Annotated in this window: 19 protein-coding genes and 1 pseudogene; 16 read left to right on the top strand and 4 right to left on the bottom strand. The window is 27.5% G+C overall.

The genetic code is table 11. From position 1 onward, the window contains the following. Window positions 1-84 precede the first annotated feature (84 nt). Together BN899_RS06950 and BN899_RS06945 are read left to right on the top strand one after the other, a co-directional pair. Complete coding sequence (locus BN899_RS06950; RefSeq protein ID WP_242824110.1) at window positions 85-726, top strand: hypothetical protein; 642 nt, start codon at window positions 85-87, stop codon at window positions 724-726. Window positions 727-905: 179 nt separating this feature from the next. Further along, complete coding sequence (locus BN899_RS06945; RefSeq protein ID WP_042274079.1) at window positions 906-2,147, top strand: peptidase U32 family protein; 1,242 nt, start codon at window positions 906-908, stop codon at window positions 2,145-2,147. Between the two features lie 43 nt (window positions 2,148-2,190). On the opposite strand, the gene BN899_RS06940 is transcribed toward BN899_RS06945, so the two are convergent. Beyond that, window positions 2,191-2,985: a M55 family metallopeptidase gene (locus BN899_RS06940; protein ID WP_042274076.1), complete on the bottom strand. Its 795-nt coding sequence runs from the start codon at window positions 2,983-2,985 to the stop codon at window positions 2,191-2,193. Between the two features lie 189 nt (window positions 2,986-3,174). Here BN899_RS06940 and alr point away from each other — a divergent pair, with 189 nt between their 5' ends. The 5 genes from alr to BN899_RS06915 all read left to right on the top strand — a co-directional run bounded on the left by alr (window position 3,175) and on the right by BN899_RS06915 (window position 7,415). Next, window positions 3,175-4,308: an alanine racemase gene (gene alr, locus BN899_RS06935; RefSeq protein WP_042274074.1), complete on the top strand. Its 1,134-nt coding sequence runs from the start codon at window positions 3,175-3,177 to the stop codon at window positions 4,306-4,308. A 29-nt stretch (window positions 4,309-4,337) separates the two neighbouring features. Then, window positions 4,338-4,946: a nucleoside recognition domain-containing protein gene (locus tag BN899_RS06930; RefSeq protein WP_042274073.1), complete on the top strand. Its 609-nt coding sequence runs from the start codon at window positions 4,338-4,340 to the stop codon at window positions 4,944-4,946. Window positions 4,947-4,973: 27 nt separating this feature from the next. Beyond that, complete coding sequence (locus BN899_RS06925) at window positions 4,974-5,510, top strand: spore maturation protein (protein ID WP_042274071.1); 537 nt, start codon at window positions 4,974-4,976, stop codon at window positions 5,508-5,510. Window positions 5,511-5,524: 14 nt separating this feature from the next. Further along, the gene (locus BN899_RS06920) at window positions 5,525-6,433 is read left to right on the top strand and encodes a S66 peptidase family protein (protein WP_042274068.1); all 909 of its coding nucleotides are present in this window, start codon (window positions 5,525-5,527) and stop codon (window positions 6,431-6,433) included. A 244-nt stretch (window positions 6,434-6,677) separates the two neighbouring features. Next, entirely contained in the window at window positions 6,678-7,415 is a 738-nt protein-coding gene (locus tag BN899_RS06915) for a glucosaminidase domain-containing protein (protein ID WP_052356705.1), read from the top strand. A 48-nt stretch (window positions 7,416-7,463) separates the two neighbouring features. Here the strand turns inward: BN899_RS06915 and ymfI are convergent, their stop codons facing one another. Both ymfI and BN899_RS06905 read right to left on the bottom strand, forming a co-directional pair. Next, entirely contained in the window at window positions 7,464-8,201 is a 738-nt protein-coding gene (gene ymfI, locus BN899_RS06910) for an elongation factor P 5-aminopentanone reductase (protein ID WP_042274067.1), read from the bottom strand. A gap of 256 nt (window positions 8,202-8,457) precedes the next feature. Next, a complete protein-coding gene (locus BN899_RS06905; protein WP_147568511.1) occupies window positions 8,458-8,664 on the bottom strand; it encodes a cold-shock protein in 207 nt (68 codons plus the stop codon). A gap of 307 nt (window positions 8,665-8,971) precedes the next feature. Between BN899_RS06905 and BN899_RS06900 the strand changes: the two genes are divergently transcribed. After that, on the top strand, window positions 8,972-10,117 hold the full coding sequence (locus BN899_RS06900; protein ID WP_042274066.1) for an aminotransferase class V-fold PLP-dependent enzyme: 1,146 nt from the start codon (window positions 8,972-8,974) through the stop codon (window positions 10,115-10,117). Window positions 10,118-10,134: 17 nt separating this feature from the next. After that, window positions 10,135-10,668, top strand: a complete 534-nt coding sequence (locus BN899_RS06895) for a (Fe-S)-binding protein (protein ID WP_042274063.1) — start codon at window positions 10,135-10,137, stop codon at window positions 10,666-10,668. A gap of 66 nt (window positions 10,669-10,734) precedes the next feature. Here BN899_RS06895 and ytaF read toward each other — a convergent pair whose 3' ends face one another. Further along, window positions 10,735-11,358 carry a sporulation membrane protein YtaF gene (ytaF, locus tag BN899_RS06890; protein WP_042274062.1) on the bottom strand — a complete coding sequence of 208 codons (624 nt, stop codon included), beginning with the start codon at window positions 11,356-11,358 and terminating at the stop codon, window positions 10,735-10,737. 109 nt (window positions 11,359-11,467) lie between these two features. Here ytaF and BN899_RS20800 point away from each other — a divergent pair, with 109 nt between their 5' ends. The 7 genes and pseudogenes from BN899_RS20800 to BN899_RS06860 all read left to right on the top strand — a co-directional run. After that, on the top strand, window positions 11,468-11,557 hold the full coding sequence (locus BN899_RS20800) for an alpha-galactosidase (protein WP_207636846.1): 90 nt from the start codon (window positions 11,468-11,470) through the stop codon (window positions 11,555-11,557). A gap of 49 nt (window positions 11,558-11,606) precedes the next feature. After that, window positions 11,607-12,005: a lecithin retinol acyltransferase family protein gene (locus BN899_RS06885; RefSeq protein ID WP_052356704.1), complete on the top strand. Its 399-nt coding sequence runs from the start codon at window positions 11,607-11,609 to the stop codon at window positions 12,003-12,005. Between the two features lie 106 nt (window positions 12,006-12,111). Then, complete coding sequence (gene gpmA / locus BN899_RS06880) at window positions 12,112-12,846, top strand: 2,3-diphosphoglycerate-dependent phosphoglycerate mutase (protein WP_042274081.1); 735 nt, start codon at window positions 12,112-12,114, stop codon at window positions 12,844-12,846. A 225-nt stretch (window positions 12,847-13,071) separates the two neighbouring features. Beyond that, window positions 13,072-15,667, top strand: a pseudogene (gene clpB / locus BN899_RS06875) (ATP-dependent chaperone ClpB). A 186-nt stretch (window positions 15,668-15,853) separates the two neighbouring features. Next, a complete protein-coding gene (locus BN899_RS06870; RefSeq protein WP_042274060.1) occupies window positions 15,854-17,005 on the top strand; it encodes an exonuclease SbcCD subunit D in 1,152 nt (383 codons plus the stop codon). A 1-nt stretch (window position 17,006) separates the two neighbouring features. Then, window positions 17,007-18,029: an AAA family ATPase gene (locus BN899_RS06865; RefSeq protein WP_052356702.1), complete on the top strand. Its 1,023-nt coding sequence runs from the start codon at window positions 17,007-17,009 to the stop codon at window positions 18,027-18,029. 56 nt (window positions 18,030-18,085) lie between these two features. Beyond that, window positions 18,086-20,143 (top strand): SbcC/MukB-like Walker B domain-containing protein (locus BN899_RS06860; RefSeq protein WP_278244968.1); only part of this gene is annotated, 2,058 nt, incomplete at its 3' end.

The raw sequence follows: 20,143 nt of genomic DNA, 5'->3' as shown, positions 1-20,143 counted from the left end.
CTCTAGCTTTTTATATTATTTATGTATTATAAAATCATATATATTGAAATACTAAAGTTATATTAGTGCTTTAGGAGGTAGTATATGAATATACAAGAGATAAAAGATTTATCAAAAGAAATAATGGATATTAGAAATAAATTAATTGATATAAAAGAAGATAAATACTTTATATGTTTAAAAGATAAGTTTGATAATATGCTAAGTTTATCAGAAAGTATAAATTTTGAATTAGAAGCTATAATCAATAAATATATAGACCAGCAAGATTATGAGAATTGTTTTAATTTAGATTATTTTTCGAAATACTATTTTTATGAAGAGGAAGAGTTTAAAAATAAAAAAGAAGATGGTGAATACATACTAGAACAAGTTAAATTAAATGGAAGATATGAAATTGATGGACATTCATTTACGTATAGTAAATATAACAATGTAGTTGAAAGTGAAACTAAAACTAATGTAGAGGTTAATATAATAAAAGATAGCGAGAATATAGCTATAAATGGAGAAGAAAAGCATTTAGATTTAAACTATAAATTTGATAAAAAAAGACTAGAAGACCATATAAGAATAGCTACAAGAATAATTGAAAATTCTCACTCAGTCTCTTGCCTTTTATATATAAATCATCAACAAGCAGATAGTTTTTTAAATACTTTAGAGTATATAAAAAATATACAAGAGCGAAATATTAGTAGAAGAAATACGCATATTATGAAATAATATAAAAAATACAATTAGAAATTTGTAAATATATGATATAATTATCAAGGTGAAAATCATCCCAAATATAAAATATCAATATGTAATAAAAAGTTTGATGAAAATCTATTTGGGTAAAATATTTTATATATTTATTGAGTCTTAAAGACTATTAAAATACAGATAAACAAGGAGACAAAATGCGAAAAGTAGAATTATTAGCACCAGCAGGTGATTTAGAAAGATTAAAGATAGCTTTTACTTATGGAGCTGATGCAGTGTATATAGGTGGAGAAATATTTGGAATGAGGTCTGCTGCTAAAAATTTCACTAAAGAAGAAATGGCAGAAGGTGTAAGATTTGCTCATGAGCGTAATAAGCAAGTCTTTGTTACTATGAATATAATACCAAGAAATGATGAGTTCCTTCAAATTGAAGAATATTTACTAGACCTTCAAGAAATAGGCGTTGACGCAGTTATAGTAAGTGATCCAGGTGTATTTACAATGGTAAAAAAAATAGTTCCAAATATGGAGATACACATAAGTACTCAAGCTAGTACAACAAATGCAGATGCAGCGAACTTTTGGTATAATTTAGGAGCCAAAAGAATTGTTACAGCAAGAGAGTTATCATTTAAGGAAATAAAAGAAATAAGTGATAATTGTCCAAAAGATATGGATATAGAATCATTTGTACATGGAGCTATGTGTATGTCATATTCTGGTAAATGTGTGATAAGTAACTATACGACAGGAAGAGATGCAAATAGAGGTTCATGTGCACAATCATGTAGATGGAAGTATACATTAGTAGAAGAAAAAGCACCAAGAGAATATGAACCGGTAGTTGAAGGTATAGATCCAGAATTCTTCTTTAACTCAAAAGACCTATGTATGATAGAGTATATACCAGAGATATTTGAAAGTGGTATAACAAGTCTTAAAATAGAAGGTAGAATGAAAACTTCTTACTATGTAGCTACAACAGTTAGAGCTTATAGAATGGCAATAGATGCATATTATGCAGACCCTGAAAATTGGAAATTCAATCCTATGTGGTTAGAAGAGTTAAAAAAAGGAAGTCATAGAGATTATAGCACAGGATTCTATTTAGATAGACCAGACTCTAGTGCTCATAACTATAAATCTGCATCATATATAAGAAATTACGATTTTATAGGTATTGTAAAAGAGTATGATGAAGAGAGTGGACTTCACATAGTAGAACAAAGAAATAAAATGTATGTTGGAGATAAAATAGAGATAATAGGACCTTACAAAGAAACTATGTTTAGTACTATTGAAGAAATGTATGATGAAAATGGAGAACCAATAGAATCTGCACCTCGTGCAAAGCAAATAGTAAAAATGAAATTAGATATAAAGCTTGATAAAGATTATATATTAAGAAAGCCAATAGTAACTATGAATGTATTATAAATTATAAAAATAGACACTATACCACGTGGTATAGTGTCTATTTTTATAAAAAGAAAAGCATTCTTAAAAATTCATAATAATCATCAGTTTTAAATTGGATAGTTTGAGAGTTAATCTGTTTTACACCAGGATAAAAAGAAGATTTATAGGCTTTATAATGTTGCCTAAACTTTATTTCTATCTCAAATTTCTCAGGTAATTTTATCATATGTCTAGATAAATCTCCTGTTAATGAATTTTTAACGCCTTCTTTTATTTTACTTAATGCTAAATTAGGATGAATAGATACAGATGCATTTCCAATACCTTTTGATACTGGTACAGCAATAATATTTGGATTAATTTTCTTTGCCTCATTACAAAGCATTTCATCACCACTAACAAAAGCTATAGGAATTTTAAAATAAGCAGCGGTATATGAATTTATAGTAAATTCACTTACTATATTGCCGTTTATTTTTATATAGTCATAGTCGCAGTGAATAGTGTGAGATAAAGGATTTCCATTTTGGCTAGATCCACTATGATATCCAACAAAAACACAAGCATCAAAACTTTTATCAAGGCCCGCCATCATTACAAGAGGATCTTTAGTCCAGCCTCTTAGTATGCTGACGTTTTCAGGTAATGATAATGGATTTATACTTCTAGCACTATCATGTGCATCTTTAACTAAAATATTAGTCGCATTAGCAAAATTAGCTCCTAGACAAGCTGCATTAACTTCTTTTGTCATCTGCTCTTTATGATATTTTCCTACACTACTCTCTAATTCAGTTTCATTCCAGTCTACAATTCCACAAGTTCCTTCTATATCAGCGCTTAGATAAATTTTCATACCAATTCCTCCATAAATTTTAATATTAAATGTAAACTATATAAACCATAAAGAAAACTAAAAATAGGTAATATGAGCAAAAATATGGAATATATAAGAATTTTAACTATATATTAATAATAAGAAATATGGAACATATATAGAACTAGATTATAAATATAATTTAGTTTTAACAAAGGAGGAATCAGATTGAGACTATTAAGACCTACATGGGTAGAAATTAATTTAGATTGTATAAAGCATAATTATACACAAATAAAAGAAAGTCTAGATAAAAATGTAAAAATAGGTGCTGTTTTAAAAGCTAATGCATATGGCCATGGAGCTATAGAAGTTGCTAAATTATTAGAAGAAGAGAATGTAGATTATATATGTGTGGCGGGGCTAAATGAAGCTATAGAACTTAGAAATGAAAATATAAATTCAAAGATATTAGTAATGGGAGATATACCAAGTGATTTTATAAATTTAGCTATAAAAAAAGATATAATTATAACTATATTTTCATATTCATATGCAAAGTTAGTATCAGAAGTCGCAAAAGATTTAAATAAATTAGCTAAAATACATATAAAAATAAATACAGGTTTTAACAGACTTGGATTTGATATAGATAATAATATATCTAATATAATACACGATATTTTTAATTTACCAAATATATATATAGATGGCATATATTCTCATTTAGCCCTAAAGGATATAAAAAGTGATTATGCTCAGTATGAGATATTCAAAAAATGTTTAGATAGTATAAAAGATATAAATATACCTATAAAACATATATGTGATAGTATCGGTATGGTCGAATATAAAAATTTAAATATGGATATGGTCAGAGTAGGGTCGAGCCTTTACGGTTATAACAGTAGAAAAACTAATATGCAACTAAAACCAGTAATGACATTTAAAAGTAAGATAACTCAAATAAGAAGCATAAAAAGGGGACAAGGCATAAGTTATGATTATACATTTATAGCACCTAAAGATATGAAGATAGGAACTATTCCTTGTGGATATAGTGATGGAATCCCTAGATTATTGTCAAATCAAGGGTTTGTAAGTGTAAATGGTTATAAAGCGAATATAATTGGAAAAATGTGTATGGATCAATGTATGATTGATTTAAGCAACATAAAAGGTGCAAAGGAATATGATGAAGTGATATTTTATGGAAATGGTGGACCTGAATTATTAGATGTATCTAAGTTTGCTCAAACAAATAGAAATGAAATATTATCTTTAGTTTCAAGAAGAGTACCAAGAGTTTACTTAAAAAACAATAAAGTTCATAAAATAGTAGATTACATAGAAAATAACTAATATCTAAAATATTAGAAGGGGGAGTTTTAGTGTTAAATTATGTATGGTTTGCTTTATTAGTAGGAGGTGTGATAATAGGAGTTTGTACAGGCAATACACAAGCAGTTACTGATGCTGCTATATCTAATGCGGAAACCGCAGTAGAGTTATCCATAGGGCTAATAGGAGTTATGGCTTTATGGTTAGGGCTTATGAAAATAGCTGAAGAATCTGGCTTAGTTCAGCTTATAGGAAAATGGTTAAGACCAATAATGAAAAAGTTATTTCCTGATGTACCTCAAGATCACCCAGCTATGGGCGCAATAGTTATGAATTTTGCAGCAAATATATTGGGGCTTGGAAATGCAGCTACTCCATTGGGAATAAAGGCGATGCAAGAATTACAAACATTAAATGAAGAGAAGGATACTGCTACAAATGCAATGTGTATGTTTTTAGCTATAAATACAGCATCTGTAACGTTAGTATCTTCAAGTGTTATAGCATATAGAGCTGCAGCAGGCTCAGCTAACCCCTCTGAAATAATAGGGCCTACATTAGTTGCAACAGTAATTTCTGCGATATCGGCAGTAATAGTTGTAAAAATATTTGAAAAGTTTTCTAAAAATAAAAAATCTAAAAAAATAGAAAATATGTAAAAGTAAATTATTTTAGGGGGAGTATAGATGTTTGAAAATATTATAAATGGAATATCGTTGTATGCTATACCATTTTTTATGGTGAGCATTCCTATATATGCTCTTGTAAAAAAAGTCAAGGTATATGAAGCATTTACAGAAGGTGCAAAGGATGGGTTTACGACTGCAGTAACAATAATACCATTTTTAGTAGGAATGTTAGTAGCTATAGGTGTATTTAGAGCATCAGGTGCAATGGATTTAATAACTGATTTATTTGCACCTATTACAAATAAAATAGGTATGCCTTCAGAAGTATTACCGATGGCAATGATGAGACCTTTATCTGGTGGAGGAGCATCAGGTATTATGAATGAATTATTTACAATTCATGGACCAGATTCTCTTATAGGTAGAGTGGCTTCAGTTATAAATGGATGTACAGAAACAACTTTTTATGTATTAGCAGTTTATTTTGGGGCAGTAGGAATAAAGAAAACTAGACACGCATTACCAGCAGGACTCATAGCAGATGCAGTAGGAATAGTAGTAGCTGTTGTAGTTACTAATATTATGTTTATGTAAGGGGAGAGGAATGTATGATATTTCCAAAGGGATTAAAAATAGGAGACACTATAGGTATAATAGCGCCATCTAGTCCATTTAGTAAGTATAATTTAGAAGAAATCGAAATAGGATTCAAAGATTTAGGATATAAGGTTAAATTTGGTAGAAGTTTAAGAAGAAGATATAAAGGATACTTGTCAGGAGAAGATAAAATAAGAGCTAAAGATATAGAAGATATGTTTTTAGATAAAGAAGTGTCAGGAATAATTTGCATAAGAGGTGGATACGGCACTCCTAGAATATTAGATATGATAGATTATGATATTATAAGATCAAATCCAAAATTTTTCGTAGGTTTTTCAGATATAACAGCACTTCATGTAGCCTTTAATCAAAAGGCTAACTTAGCAACTATACATGGTGTAATGGCTGGAAGTGTTTTAGAGTGGGATTCATTTACATATAAATCTTTGTTAGACAGTATAAATATGAATCATAAGTTAGAAATATCAAATCCTAGAAATGAAAAAATAATTACTATATCAAATGGTATTTGTGAAGGAAAATTAATTGGAGGAAATCTATCCTTATTAGTATCAACAATTGGAAGTAAGTATGAAGTGAATACGAGAGGAAAGATAATCTTTATAGAAGAAGTAGGAGAATCAATTTATAAAATAGATAGAATGTTGACACAGTTAGGCCTTGCAGGTAAGTTTGATGATTGTGAAGGTATAATATTTGGTGATTTTTGTGACTGTAAAAAGGATGATGAAAATGAATTTACAATAGAGGAAATACTAAAGGATAGAGTAGAAAAATATAATAAACCTTGTATCTATAATTTAAAATCTGGTCACTGTATGCCTATGATAACAATACCATTTGGAGTTAAATGTAAATTAGATGCAAGTAACCAAACTGTACAATTCTTTAAATGATTACTTAAAAAGAGTACGAGTGAATATAACAAAATGTGACATATATAAAAATCGAATAAAAGAGAAATATAATTAGTTTTAGAGAAGAACAATTTAAAAGATAAAAAATAAAAGTCATAATAAGTACTTTAATAGAATAAGAATTTTCTTTGAAATTCCAACAATAAATTATATAAAGGGAATATGAAATAATTTAGTGAATTATATAATATACTTTATATTTTTTCAAAAGGGGATAAATAACATGAGATTGAGTAAAAGGGTAGTTAGCTTAATATGTTTATCATCTATGATGTTAAGTTTTAATTCATCATCAGTAAGTAACATAGAAGATAATTTTAATTTAAGCTCAATGAGCGTTATTAATAAAAAAGTAGATACGGTTGTGAAATCAATTAAATATGAAAATTCAGATTCTGAAAAATTAAAAGAACAAAGCAAATTAGATAAGGAAAGAAAAATAAAACAAAGAAATTTAGAATTAGAGAAATTAAGAAAAGAAAAAATTACATATCTAAGAGAAAATATTACAGTTACTAGTGGTATAACAGAAGAAGAATTAAAATCAGTTTTGTTAACTTACAATGGTGCAAGTACTATGGCTCATTTATCAAAAGCATTGGTGGATGCGGAAAATAAGTATGGAGTTAATGCTTTTGCGATGGCTGCTATAGTAGCTTTAGAAAGTGGATTTGCAACATCAAGAAGAGCTATAGAAGATAACAATTTAACCGGATATGAGGTTTATAGTGATGATTCAGAAGGACGGTTGTTTGACAGTCAATATGAGTCTATAATCCAAACTGCAAGGCATTTATCTAAGAATTACCTAACAAAAGGATCTATGTATTATAATGGTGTGTCAGTAGATTCAGTGCAAATAAATTATTGTCCAGATGAAGGTAAAGGAAAAAATTGGGATGGTAAAGTGGATAGCTTAGCAAATGACTTTCTTAAAACATATAAAAAATTATATTTATAATTAATAAACTCAAAGGCTCCTAATTAGTAATAATTAGGGCCTTTGACTTTAAATAACAAATCCACCATTTGGACTAATTACCTGTCCTGTTATAAAGTTAGATTTATCATCAGCTAAGAAAAGTGCTACATTTGCAATATCTTCTGGAGTACCAAGTCTCATTAAAGGAGTTTCATCTTTTAAAATATCTAAAATTTCATTGCTTACATTATTTATCATGTCAGTCTGTATAACTCCTGGCGCTATGCAATTAACTTGAATATTAGAAGGCCCAAGTTCCTTAGCAAGAGCTTTTGTCATACCAATTATCGCAGCCTTTGAAGTTGAATAATGAACTTCATAAGAGCCACCAACCATTCCCCATATTGAAGAAATATTTATTATTTTACCACTCATTTCAGGTATCATGTATTGAAGAGCTTTTTGAGTACAGTAAAAAACTCCATTTAAGTTAATATTCATCATATTTGTCCAGTCTTCATCAGTTATATCCGTAAATAACTTGTCCTGGCTTATTCCTGCATTATTAACTAAAACATCAATACGGCCAAATTCACCAATGCAATAGTTTACTAGTAGGTTTACCTCATGTTTTTTAGATACATCCGCTTTAAATAATTTAACAGATAAGCCTTTATTTTTTAAGTAAGTATAAAGTTCTGTAGCTTTGTTTTCAGACTTACTATAATTTATTACCACATTATACCCAGATTCTGCAAATAAGATTGCAATTGCTCGACCTATTCCACGAGAAGAACCTGTAATTATAGCTGTTTTTTTATCCATATGATTATCCTTTCTTACTATATAACTTAATTTATATAATTTTATGTATATTACAAATTATAAAGTAGTATTTGAAATTTGTAAAATGTAGCTTCTATAAAGGAATTGAATTTTACATAGAATTTTTATAAATTATTTTAATATATTATATCATGTTTAAAATAGATTAAAAGTTAAAGGATTATAATTACTCTATAAACTCCGAGTAGAGATAACTACTATAAAAATAAAAGGTATTTTAATACCTTTTATTTTATTAAACTCTCTTAACATTAAAAGCACAAAGTCCTCTAGCTGCTGACACCATTTCAAAATTAACTTCTTCGCCTTCATCTAAATTTTTATTATTATCTTCACTTATATTAGAATAATGAACAAAAACATCTTCTCCATTATCTGCACATATAAATCCATAACCTTTTTGAGGATTATACCATTTAACGACCCCATTTATATTAGACATAAAAGAACCTTCTTTCTATTTGTAATAATATATAAATATTTAACCTTATATATTATTTACTTTAAACACTCATTTAATATATAAAAAAATATGAAAGATATCCATATGTTAACTATTGTAAAAGATTAATTTTAAATATGTTTCTATGAATTTAAAAATAGTTAATTTAAATTCATAGAAAATAAAATAAGTATAGTTGTAATATATATTATTTTTATTTTACAAAATACATCAATAAGTTTTAATATGCTATAATTAAATTAAATATTTATAGTATATGCTTTATAGGGGTATAGGGGGAACTTTTATGCAAATATATTTAGATAACGCTGCTACATCTATGATAAAACCTGAGATTGTTCCAAAATCAATGTATGAATTTATGATAAATAATGGAACTACTTCAGGCAGAGGTTCTTATAAGAGAGCAATTCAATCAGATAGACTAATTTACGAGACTAGAAAATTAGTTGCATCTTTATTTAACTTTGACAATCCTAAAAATATAATATTTACGTCTAACATTACAGAATCACTAAATCTTGCAATAAATGGTATTTTAAATGAAGGTGATCATGTTATAACAAGTTCACTAGAACACAATGCAGTATGGCGATGTTTAAAGACATTAGAAAGAGATAGAAATATAAACATAAGCAAGATTAAAGCTAGTAAAGAAGGCTTTTCTAATCCTAAAGATGTAGAAAATGCGATACAAGAAAATACAAAACTAATAATATTTAATCATGCATCGAATGTACTTGGAACTATCCAGCCAATAAAGGAAATAGGTAAAATAGCAAGAAAATATAAAATACCTTTTTTAGTAGATACAGCTCAAACAGCAGGTACTTATCCAATAGATATTCAAAATGATAATATAGATTTATTAGCGTTTACAGGACATAAGTGTCTACTTGGACCAATGGGAACGGGTGGATTAGTTATAAACTGGGACGGAAATATAAATCCTTTAAAGTCAGGAGGAACAGGTGGAGACTCAGCCTATGAATATCAACCTGATTATTACCCAAATAAGTTAGAAACTGGAACTTTAAATGTAAGTGGATTAGTTGGTCTTGGAGAAGCTATAAAATTTATAAATAAAGAAGGAGTTAAAAATATACATAATAAAGAAAAAGAACTTATAAAGCATACACTAAGAAAACTTCAAGATATAGATTGTATCGAAATTTATGGACCTAAAGATAGTGAAAAAACAGTAGGTGTAATATCTTTTAATATAAAGAATAAAACTCCTGAAGAAGTGGCTTATAAATTGGATGCTAAATATAACATTATGGTAAGAGCGGGGCTTCACTGCTCACCAAATGCTCATGAACTAATAGGAACAAAATCTATAGGTACTATTAGGATAGGAATCGGGTACTTTAATGAAAAAGAAGAAATAGATATACTTATAGATGCATTAAGAGAGATTGCTAATGATTAACACTAAGGGGGAACAATATGTACTTAGAATCAATAGATTTAAGATTTATACAGCCTTGTACAACACACACGTCAAGAATTAGGATAAAAGCAGATTTATCAAGGGATATTTCTGCACTATTTCCATATATAAATTCCTATATTAAATCATGTTTATATAATAATAAATCTCAAAATATAACATTTACTTATGAAGGTAAAATAATAACTATATTTAAAGAAAGCTTAACAATAACTAAGTTAATAAATGAAACAGATGCTTATGAGATGATGGACTATATAAAAAATATAATTAATAAAATATACAATGATAAAGATCATATAGAGCCATCATATGAAATGAATAAACTTCCAAGCCCGATAGAATTATACAAATTATTGCCGAAATTAAGTTGTAAAAAGTGCGGTGAAGCTACATGTATGTCTTTTGCAAATAAACTATTAAATGGTCAGAGTAGTTTAAAAAAATGCTTACATCTTAATGAAAGTTGTAATAAAGAAAATTTAGAAAAATTAGAGGATATACTTTTAATGATTGGATATGAGGTATAGCTATATATTATAAAAAGTCTAGGTATTTTCCTAGACTTTCTCTATTATATGCATTACTTAATTTATTTACACTGCTCTTATAATAGCTAATAATATAAGTATAGCACCTGATAACCAAGATAAATTTATATTAGCTTTTTGTGCAAATTTCGAACCTAAATAACTTCCAAGTAATAAGGCACATAAACCTATAACTAAAGATAAAACTACAACCTCAACATAATTAACACTTCCAAGGCTACTACCAAAACCAACTGCCAAACTATCAAGTGATAAGGCAACAGCTAAGTAAAAAGCTTCCTTCCAAGTTAAAACTTTAGATTTATCATAATCTGCTTTTATTTCATCAGCATAAATTTCAAGTACAAATTTAAAATCAAATACTTTGAAAGTTAATGGAACACCAATATTTGAGCATTTCTGGATATATTTTTTGAAAAAAGATTCAAATAATCTATAAACACCAAGCAAAAATAAAAGGCAAAAACTTACTGAAGTAGCTACACTTGGATTTAAAAAATCTTTAAATATAGACCCCAAAAACAAAGAAAAAGCTAAAAATAAAGAGCAAACAATATTTATTATCATAGCTGAAGAAAAAGGTATCTTTATTTTGTCTGTGCCATAAGCGATACTTGCTACAAATGTATCTATACATAATGAACATACTAAAAGTAAAGATTCTAACATTCGGACACCCCCTATATTGTCATAACTATTATTATATTATTAAAATTAGTTTAATTAGTTACTTAAAATTTATAAAACACATATAAATGTAGTATAATATTAACCTCAAATCTGGACTAGTGATAACACTGATGCAATAGAAAGGCTAAAGATACAATGTGGAATATCTTTAGTTTATCCTAATATATGTATGGGATGACATGTATCAGATATACTACATTTACTCTTTAGCCAAGGAGGTAAAATGAATGTCTAAAGCAAATTATGGAGATATCATATATGTAAATCATCTCTTATATAAACATTTTGGAATATATTTAAGTGATGATTGTATAATACATTATGATGGTAAACAGGATGATTTACTCTTAAGAAAAATGTGTGTTAGAGTTACAGATATAGAAAGATTTTTAAATGGTAAAAAAACTTATAAGGTAAAGAACATTAAAAATGAAAGATATTCTCCTGATGAAATAGTAAAAAGAGCTAAAAATGAAATAGGATTACAAAATTTTAATATCATTTTAAATAACTGTGAACATTTTGCTAATTGGTGCAAAACTGGAAATAGAAAATCTAATCAAGTAAACTTAGTTCTAGGGGCGGTGTTTTTATATTTATTAAATGATTGTTACAAAGAGATATGATAAAAAAGGATTTATGCAATTTATATTGTATAGATCCTTTTTGAATATAAATTACATAAAAAATAATAATAAAATAATTAAGGTTATTATGAAAGGAGATATTATATTGAAAAAAATTGTGTTAATAAGGCATGGTCAAAGTTTATGGAATTTAGAGAATAGGTTTACAGGATGGAGTGATGTAGATTTATCTGAAAATGGATTAGTTGAAGCTAGAAAAGCTGGCAAAATTCTTAAAGAACATGGTTTTACATTTGACATAGCTTATACATCAGTTCTTAAAAGATCTATAAGAACCTTGTGGATAGTACTACATGAAATGGACCTTATGTGGATACCAGTTCATAAGTGTTGGAAACTTAATGAAAGACACTATGGAGCACTACAAGGATTAAATAAAGAAGAAACAGCAAATATATATGGTGAAAATCAAGTCTATAATTGGAGAAGATCTGTAAATATAGCTCCTCCTCCAATAACAAAAGAGGACGAAAGATATCCAGGTAGTGAAATTAAATATGCTAATCTTAGTACAGAACAAATTCCTCTAACTGAAAACTTAGAAGACACAGAAAAAAGAGTTCTTGAAGAATGGAATGATGTAATAGTCCCTAACTTAAGAAATGATAAAAAAATTATAATATCAGCTCACGGAAATACTCTAAGAGCTTTAGTTAAGTACTTAGATAATATGAGTAGTGATGGAATTGCAAATCTAAATATTCCAACTGGGACACCTTTAATATATGAATTAGATGATAATTTAAATCCGATAAGGCATTATTATTTATCCATAGAAGGTGAAATACCTAAAGATAAGATACCAAAATTTATACAATAAATTTACTATTGACAAAATAATTTAAAGGTATATAATTTTTTATAAAATAAAACAAAATTATAAAAATAACTACTAAAAAATATAATATATTATATGAATTCATATTTTCATAGTGAAAATTGTAGTTTAAAACATCATTAAAAATATTAAGGTTCAAGAAAAGTTCATATACTATATATATGTAATAATTATTTCTTGGGACATAATTTAAAGGGAGGTATTTTTATGGATATAGAAAGAATGACTGTAAGAGTTCAAAAAAGCTTAAATGATGCTTATAGCATTGCTGTGAAAAATCACAATCAACAAGTTGATGTTATTCATCTTTTCAGTGCTCTTGTTAATCAAGAAGATGGTCTTATACCAAATATATTAGAAAAAATGAATATATCAGTTGAATCATTAAATTCAAGTATAGACTTAGAACTAAAAAAACTTCCCCAAATACATGGAGAAGGTATAAGTTCTCAAGGTGTTGTGGCCACAAGAAGAATAAATGAAGTTTTAATAAAAGCCGATGAAATATCCAAAGAGTTTAAAGATGCATATATAAGCGTTGAACATGTTATGCTAGCAATTATAGATATGGAAACAAGCACATCTATCGGTAAAATATTAAAACAATATAATATAAATAAAAGTGACTTCTTGAAAGTATTATCACAAGTTCGTGGAAGTCAAAGAGTTGAAACTCAAGATCCAGAAGGAACTTATGAGGCTTTAGCACGTTATGGTACTAACTTAGTTGAGCTTGCTAAAAAACATAAAACTAGATCCTGTAATAGGAAGAGATGAAGAAATAAGAAGAGTAATAAGAATTTTATCAAGAAGAACTAAAAATAATCCAGTCTTAATAGGTGAGCCAGGAGTTGGGAAAACAGCCATTGTTGAAGGTTTAGCTGAGAGAATAATAAGAGGAGATGTTCCAGAAGGTCTTAAGGATAAAATAATATTTTCTTTAGATATGGGTTCTTTAATTGCCGGGGCAAAGTATAGAGGAGAATTTGAAGAAAGATTAAAAGCTGTACTTAAAGAAGTACAAAGTTCAGATGGGAAGATAATATTATTCATAGATGAAATACACACTATAGTAGGTGCAGGAAAGACTGAAGGTGCTATGGATGCAGGGAACTTAATAAAACCTATGCTTGCGCGTGGAGAACTTAACTGTATTGGTGCTACTACATTTGATGAGTATAGACAATATATAGAAAAAGATAAGGCATTAGAAAGACGTTTCCAACCTGTTATAGCAGAAGAGCCTAGCGTTTCTGATACAGTATCTATACTTCGTGGACTTAAGGAAAGATTCGAAATTCATCATGGAATAAGAATTCATGATAGTGCTATAGTTGCTGCTGCAAAACTTTCTGATAGATATATTCAAGATAGATTTTTACCTGACAAGGCTATAGATTTAATAGATGAAGCTGGAGCTATGATAAGAAGTGAAATAGATTCTTTACCTACTGAACTTGATATAGTTAGAAGAAAGCTATTTACACTTGAAACTGAAAGAGAAGCTTTACTTAAAGAAAATGATGAGAAAAGTAAACAAAGACTTGATATAATAACTAAAGAGATAGCAGAACTTAAATCAAAAAACGACGAAATGACTGCTAAATATGAAAAAGAAAAGAATCAAATATTAGAAATAAGGGATTTAAAATCGCAACTTGATGAAGCAAAAGGAAATGTTGAGAAATATGAAAGGGAATATGACTTTAATAAAGCAGCTGAAGTTAAGTATGGAATTATACCAAAATTAGAAGAACAAATAAAACAGCATGAAGAAAAGATGCAAAATAGCTATGATAATGCTTTACTTAAAGAAGAAGTAACTGAAAATGAAATATCTCAAATAGTTGCAAAATGGACTGGTATTCCAGTTGCTAAACTCGTAGAAGGAGAACGAGAAAAGTTACTTAAATTAGAGGATGAGCTTCATAAAAGGGTTATAGGTCAAGATGAAGCTGTTACAGCAGTTTCAAATGCTGTTATCCGTGCTCGTGCAGGTCTTAAAGATGAGAAAAAACCAATTGGTTCATTTATATTCTTAGGTCCAACAGGAGTTGGGAAAACTGAACTTGCAAAAACTCTGGCTCGTAATTTATTTGATAGTGAAGAAAATATAATAAGAATAGATATGTCTGAATACATGGAAAAACATGCAGTATCTCGACTTATAGGACCTCCTCCAGGATATGTTGGATATGAAGAAGGAGGCCAACTTACAGAAGCGGTAAGAAGAAATCCATACTCAGTTATATTATTTGATGAAATAGAAAAAGCTCATGAAGATGTGTTTAATTTATTTTTACAAATATTAGATGATGGAAGGCTTACTGATAATAAAGGTAAAACAGTAGATTTTAAAAATACTCTTATAATAATGACATCTAATATAGGCAGTCACTATTTACTAGAAGCTGGAGAAAATATAACAGAAGAAACTAAAGAACTTGTAATGGGAGAAATGAGATATAAATTTAAACCAGAGTTCTTAAATAGAGTAGATGATATTATAATGTTCAAACCTTTAGATAAAGAAGGTATAAAACGTATAATAGATATATTTATGAAAGATCTAGAAAATAGATTGAAAGATAAAAATATAGATATAGAAGTTACTAATTCTGCAAAAGATATAATGGCTAGAGAAGGCTATGACCCTGTATATGGTGCTAGACCGCTTAAAAGATATATAGGAAATACTTTAGAAACAATGATTGCTAAAAGGATAATTGCAGGAGATATTCATAGTGGTTGTACAATTATTATCAACGAAAAAGATGATAAAATAACAGTTGATATAAAATAGTAAAAATAGGGTGGCTAATAGCCATCCTATTTTTAATTATGTCTATAAAATAAAGAAGTATTTGATTATTTATCAGATTAATCTTTTATTATATGATATATTTGTAGTGCAAGATATAGGATAAAAGTGAATTTTTAGATAGCATATGATAAAATATGTACTATAAAAATATAATGAGGTGAAATAATGAAATTATTCCATTTAGGAGATTTACATATAGGAAAAGTAGTAAATGGATTTTCTATGATAGAAGATCAAGAATTTGTATTAAAACAAGTTAAAGATAAAATAAAAGAATATAAACCGGATGCTTTAGTACTTGCTGGAGATATATATGATAGAAGCGTTCCTCCAGCTAAGGCTATATCCTTATTTAATGAATTTTTAAGTGATGTGTTACTAGAGTTAAAAACTCCAATTCTTGCTATTGCAGGTAATCATGATGGAGCAGATTTAATAGGATTTGGGAAAGAAATATTTGAAAAAACAGGTCTATATATAGAGGGTAATTTTAGCAGAAATATAAAAAAAATATCGCTAAAAGACGAGTACGGACATGTAAATTTTTACTTAGTTCCTTTTGCAGACTACGCTGTAGTACGTGATGAATTAGATAACAAAGAAATTAAATCTTTAAATGATGCTATGAAGGCTATAATACATGAGATAAATAAAGAAATAAATATTAATGAAAGAAATATTCTTGTAACACATGCTTATGTTACAGGTGGAGAAAATCCTGAAACTAGTGATTCAGAAAAAATGTTGGTTGTAGGGGGAAAGGAATATGTTGAGTCAAGTTTATTTGATAATTTTGATTATGTAGCCTTAGGACATTTACATAGATGTCAAGGTATAGGCGGAAATAGAATAAGATACTCAGGTTCACTTTTAAAATACTCATTCTCTGAAGAGAACTATAACAAATCAATAACTATGATAGATATAGATAAAAATAAAGAAATAAAGTGTGAATTATTACCATTAACGCCGATAAGAGATATGAAAACATTAGAAGGTAATTTAGAAGATTTATTAGAGAATATAGATGAAAGTATAAAAAATGATTACATAAGAGTTATATTGACAGATCAAGGAGAGCTTATAGAGCCGATGTCAAAACTTAGACAGGTATATCCAAATGTTATGTTACTTGAGATAAAAAGAATAATAGGTAATATGACTCAATCACCTCTTACGTCAAGTGAAAGACAATCAAAATCAATGGATGAGATATTTAGTGATTTTTATAGATATCATATGAAAAATGATTTAAGTGAAGAAGGTATGAAGATATTAAACAAAGTTATAAAAGAAGTAAAGGGGGAAGAGTTTTAATATGAAACCTGTATCTTTAAAAATAACAGCTTTTGGACCATATGCAAAAACTACTACTTTAAATTTTAGAGAAGATTTAAAAAATCAAAATATATTTGTTATAACGGGTCCTACTGGAAGTGGTAAAACTACTATATTCGATGCTATATGCTATGCACTTTATGGACAAACTAGCGGAAATAAAAGAAATGGAGAACAACTTAGAAGTGATTTTGTAGGGATTGATGGAGATAAAACAGAGGTTGAATTTACTTTCTCGGTTAAAAATAAAGATTACTTTATAAAAAGAAGCCCTAAGCAAAAAAGAAAAAGTAAAAGAGGAAATAAAGAAGTTGAAGATAGTGCTAGTGTAGAATTTAAAACATTAGATAGCGATGATGCACCGCTTACAAAAGATAAAGATGTAAATGAAAAAGTATTATCTGTAATAGGATTAAATGTAGAACAGTTTAGAAAAATAGTAATGATACCTCAAGGAGATTTTAGAGAATTTTTATATGCAAATACTTCTGTAAAAGAAGAGATACTTAGAAAAATATTTGGAACAGATATATATAAAAAAGTTCAAGAAAGACTGTCTGAAGAAACTACTATTCTTAATAAAGATGTTGAACATATAAGAAATGATATAAATTCTATACTAAAGGTAGTAAAGTGTAGTCAAGATTCTGAACTTTATAATATGATTAAAAATGATGAACTTCATTCAAAAATAATAAATAAGTTATCAGAATATATAGAAGAAGAAAAACGAGTAAGAAATGAAAATATAAAAATTATAGAAGATTTAAACTTAGATATAAAAAATAAAAATGATAAAATAAACAAATCAATAGTAATAAATGATAAATTCAAGGCTAAAGAATCTGAAGAAATCAGATTGAATAATTTAAAACAAAAAGAAAATGAAATTAAAATTAAAAGTGAAAATCTCAAAAAATATAAAAAAGCTTTAGATGTATTAGTATATGAGGAAAATTATTTAAAAGAAGATGTTGAAAGAAAAGAACTTGAAAAAATATAAAAATAACACAAGATGAATTAAATAGGTGTTCAGCTGAATTAGATGAAATAACTCAGATGTATAACAAAATAGAAGAGAAAGAGAGACAAAAGGAAAGGCTTAATATAGATTTAAATAATTTAATGAACTATATAAAAGATGTTAGAAATATAGACACTATGGCGAATAACATATCTAAGCTAACTAAAAATAAAGAAGAAATAGATAAAAATCAAAATTCTTATAAAATTGAATGTGAAAACTTAGAAAAAGAAATTGATACATTTACAAATAAACAAGAAGAGCTTTTTAAATACAAGCAAGAAAAGATAGAACTTGAGAATATTAATAGAAACTATGTTATCCTTAGAGATAAACTTTTAAATTTATATAACTATGCTAAGGATTATAATACTTATTATTCTGAGCTTGATAAAGAAACTATAAAAGAAGAAAATTTAGAAAAAGAAATAAATAAACTAAAAGAGCAAGAACAGGTAAAGATAGATCTATTTATAAATGGGGAAGCTATAAGGCTAGCTAAGCATCTTAAAGAAGGATGTGAATGTCCTGTATGTGGATCAACATCTCATCCTAACAAAAGGACTACTAATGAGGAGATACCCACTAAAAAAGACTTAGATGAATTTAAAAATTCTGTAAATTTTAAAGAAAAAGAAAAAGAGATTTTAACTAAAAATAAAAATGATTTACAATCTAAATTAAATGGATTGAAAACATATATAAAAGAAATGTTTATAGAACTTGTAAATGAAAAAATATTTACCAATGATGATAAAGTTTTAGATTATACAAACACAGTGCTACCAAAAGGAAAAGAAATAAAATTAAAAATGGATGAAACAAGCTCTAAATTGAAAACTTTAGAAATTAAAATTATATTATTAGAAAAAGAAATAAAAGACCTAAATGATAAGAAAGAAAAATTAAAATCACGTAAAGAGGAACTTGTAAAAATAGAATTGGAAGTAAAAAAAATAAGTGATACTTTAATAGGTGAGCAAAATTCATACAATGAAATATTAAAAAGAGTTCCACAAAAATATCATAGTTTAGAAACCTTAAATTTAGATATAAATACTTTAAGCAAAGAGCTAAATGATATAGAATCGTATATAAAATCAGTAAGAAATAACTATGATGAAATATCTAAGAAAAAAATAACAATACAGAGTGGTTTAGAAAATTTAAAAAATAATTTAAATAATGCCTTATCTAAGTTAGAATTACTTAAATCAAAATTTGAAAATTTAGTTAAAGAAAACTTCTCTAGCTTAGAAGAATATAATTTATCTAAAATAGATGAAAATACAATTGATAACTTAGATAAAGAGATAAATAAGTATAATGAAGATGTAACTGTATCTATAAGAGCAATAGAAAACTTATCTAAGGAATTAGTCGGTTTAACAATTGTAAATTTAGACAATTTAAAAGACGAATTAAATGTATTAGAAACTAATAAAGAAGCTTTAGATAGTAAAATTAAAGAATTAAACTTAAATATAGTAGATAATGAAAAGATATTAATTAAAATTAAAAAAGGTTATAATTCAATTAAAGAAAAGGAAGAACAATATAAGTTAGTTGCTGATTTATCTAAACTTGCGAATGGAAGCAGTCAAAATAAAGTATCATTTGAGACCTTTGTGCTATCTAGTTACTTTGAAGATGTAATAATAGAAGCTAATAAAAGATTGCAGTCAATGACTTCAAAGAGATACTACTTATTAAGAAGAGAAGAAAATAAAGGCGGAGGAAGAAAAGGACTAGATCTTGATGTATATGACAGTCATACTTGTAAGTCAAGGCCAGTTAATACATTATCTGGAGGAGAAAGCTTTAAGGCATCATTAGCTCTAGCACTTGGACTTTCTGATACTGTTCAACATAACTCTGGAGGCATTAGGTTAGATACAATGTTTATAGATGAAGGTTTCGGGACACTTGATTCTGAATCATTAGATAATGCAATAGATACACTAATGGAACTTCAGGATAATGGTAGAATAATAGGTGTAATTTCTCATGTTAGTGAGCTAAAGGAAAGAATACCTTCAAAATTAATAGTTGAAATGGATACTAAAGGTAGTAAGGCATATTTTAATAAAGCA

Source organism: Faecalimicrobium dakarense, assembly GCF_000499525.1.
Lineage (GTDB): Bacteria > Bacillota > Clostridia > Peptostreptococcales > Peptostreptococcaceae > Faecalimicrobium > Faecalimicrobium dakarense.
Note: the sequence above shows the minus strand (reverse complement) of the source record. Positions and strands in the feature narration are given on the sequence as shown.

Coding starts and splice junctions, on each gene's coding strand:
- BN899_RS06865 (WP_052356702.1), top strand. CDS start 17,007: ATGAAACCTGTATCTTTAAAAATAACAGCTTTTGGACCATATGCAAAA.
- BN899_RS06900 (WP_042274066.1), top strand. CDS start 8,972: ATGCAAATATATTTAGATAACGCTGCTACATCTATGATAAAACCTGAG.
- BN899_RS06915 (WP_052356705.1), top strand. CDS start 6,678: ATGAGATTGAGTAAAAGGGTAGTTAGCTTAATATGTTTATCATCTATG.
- BN899_RS06905 (WP_147568511.1), bottom strand. CDS start 8,664: ATGTCTAATATAAATGGGGTCGTTAAATGGTATAATCCTCAAAAAGGT.
- BN899_RS06925 (WP_042274071.1), top strand. CDS start 4,974: ATGTTTGAAAATATTATAAATGGAATATCGTTGTATGCTATACCATTT.
- BN899_RS06950 (WP_242824110.1), top strand. CDS start 85: ATGAATATACAAGAGATAAAAGATTTATCAAAAGAAATAATGGATATT.
- BN899_RS06895 (WP_042274063.1), top strand. CDS start 10,135: ATGTACTTAGAATCAATAGATTTAAGATTTATACAGCCTTGTACAACA.
- BN899_RS06870 (WP_042274060.1), top strand. CDS start 15,854: ATGAAATTATTCCATTTAGGAGATTTACATATAGGAAAAGTAGTAAAT.
- BN899_RS06885 (WP_052356704.1), top strand. CDS start 11,607: ATGTCTAAAGCAAATTATGGAGATATCATATATGTAAATCATCTCTTA.
- BN899_RS06945 (WP_042274079.1), top strand. CDS start 906: ATGCGAAAAGTAGAATTATTAGCACCAGCAGGTGATTTAGAAAGATTA.
- BN899_RS06920 (WP_042274068.1), top strand. CDS start 5,525: ATGATATTTCCAAAGGGATTAAAAATAGGAGACACTATAGGTATAATA.
- ymfI (WP_042274067.1), bottom strand. CDS start 8,201: ATGGATAAAAAAACAGCTATAATTACAGGTTCTTCTCGTGGAATAGGT.
- ytaF (WP_042274062.1), bottom strand. CDS start 11,358: ATGTTAGAATCTTTACTTTTAGTATGTTCATTATGTATAGATACATTT.
- BN899_RS06940 (WP_042274076.1), bottom strand. CDS start 2,985: ATGAAAATTTATCTAAGCGCTGATATAGAAGGAACTTGTGGAATTGTA.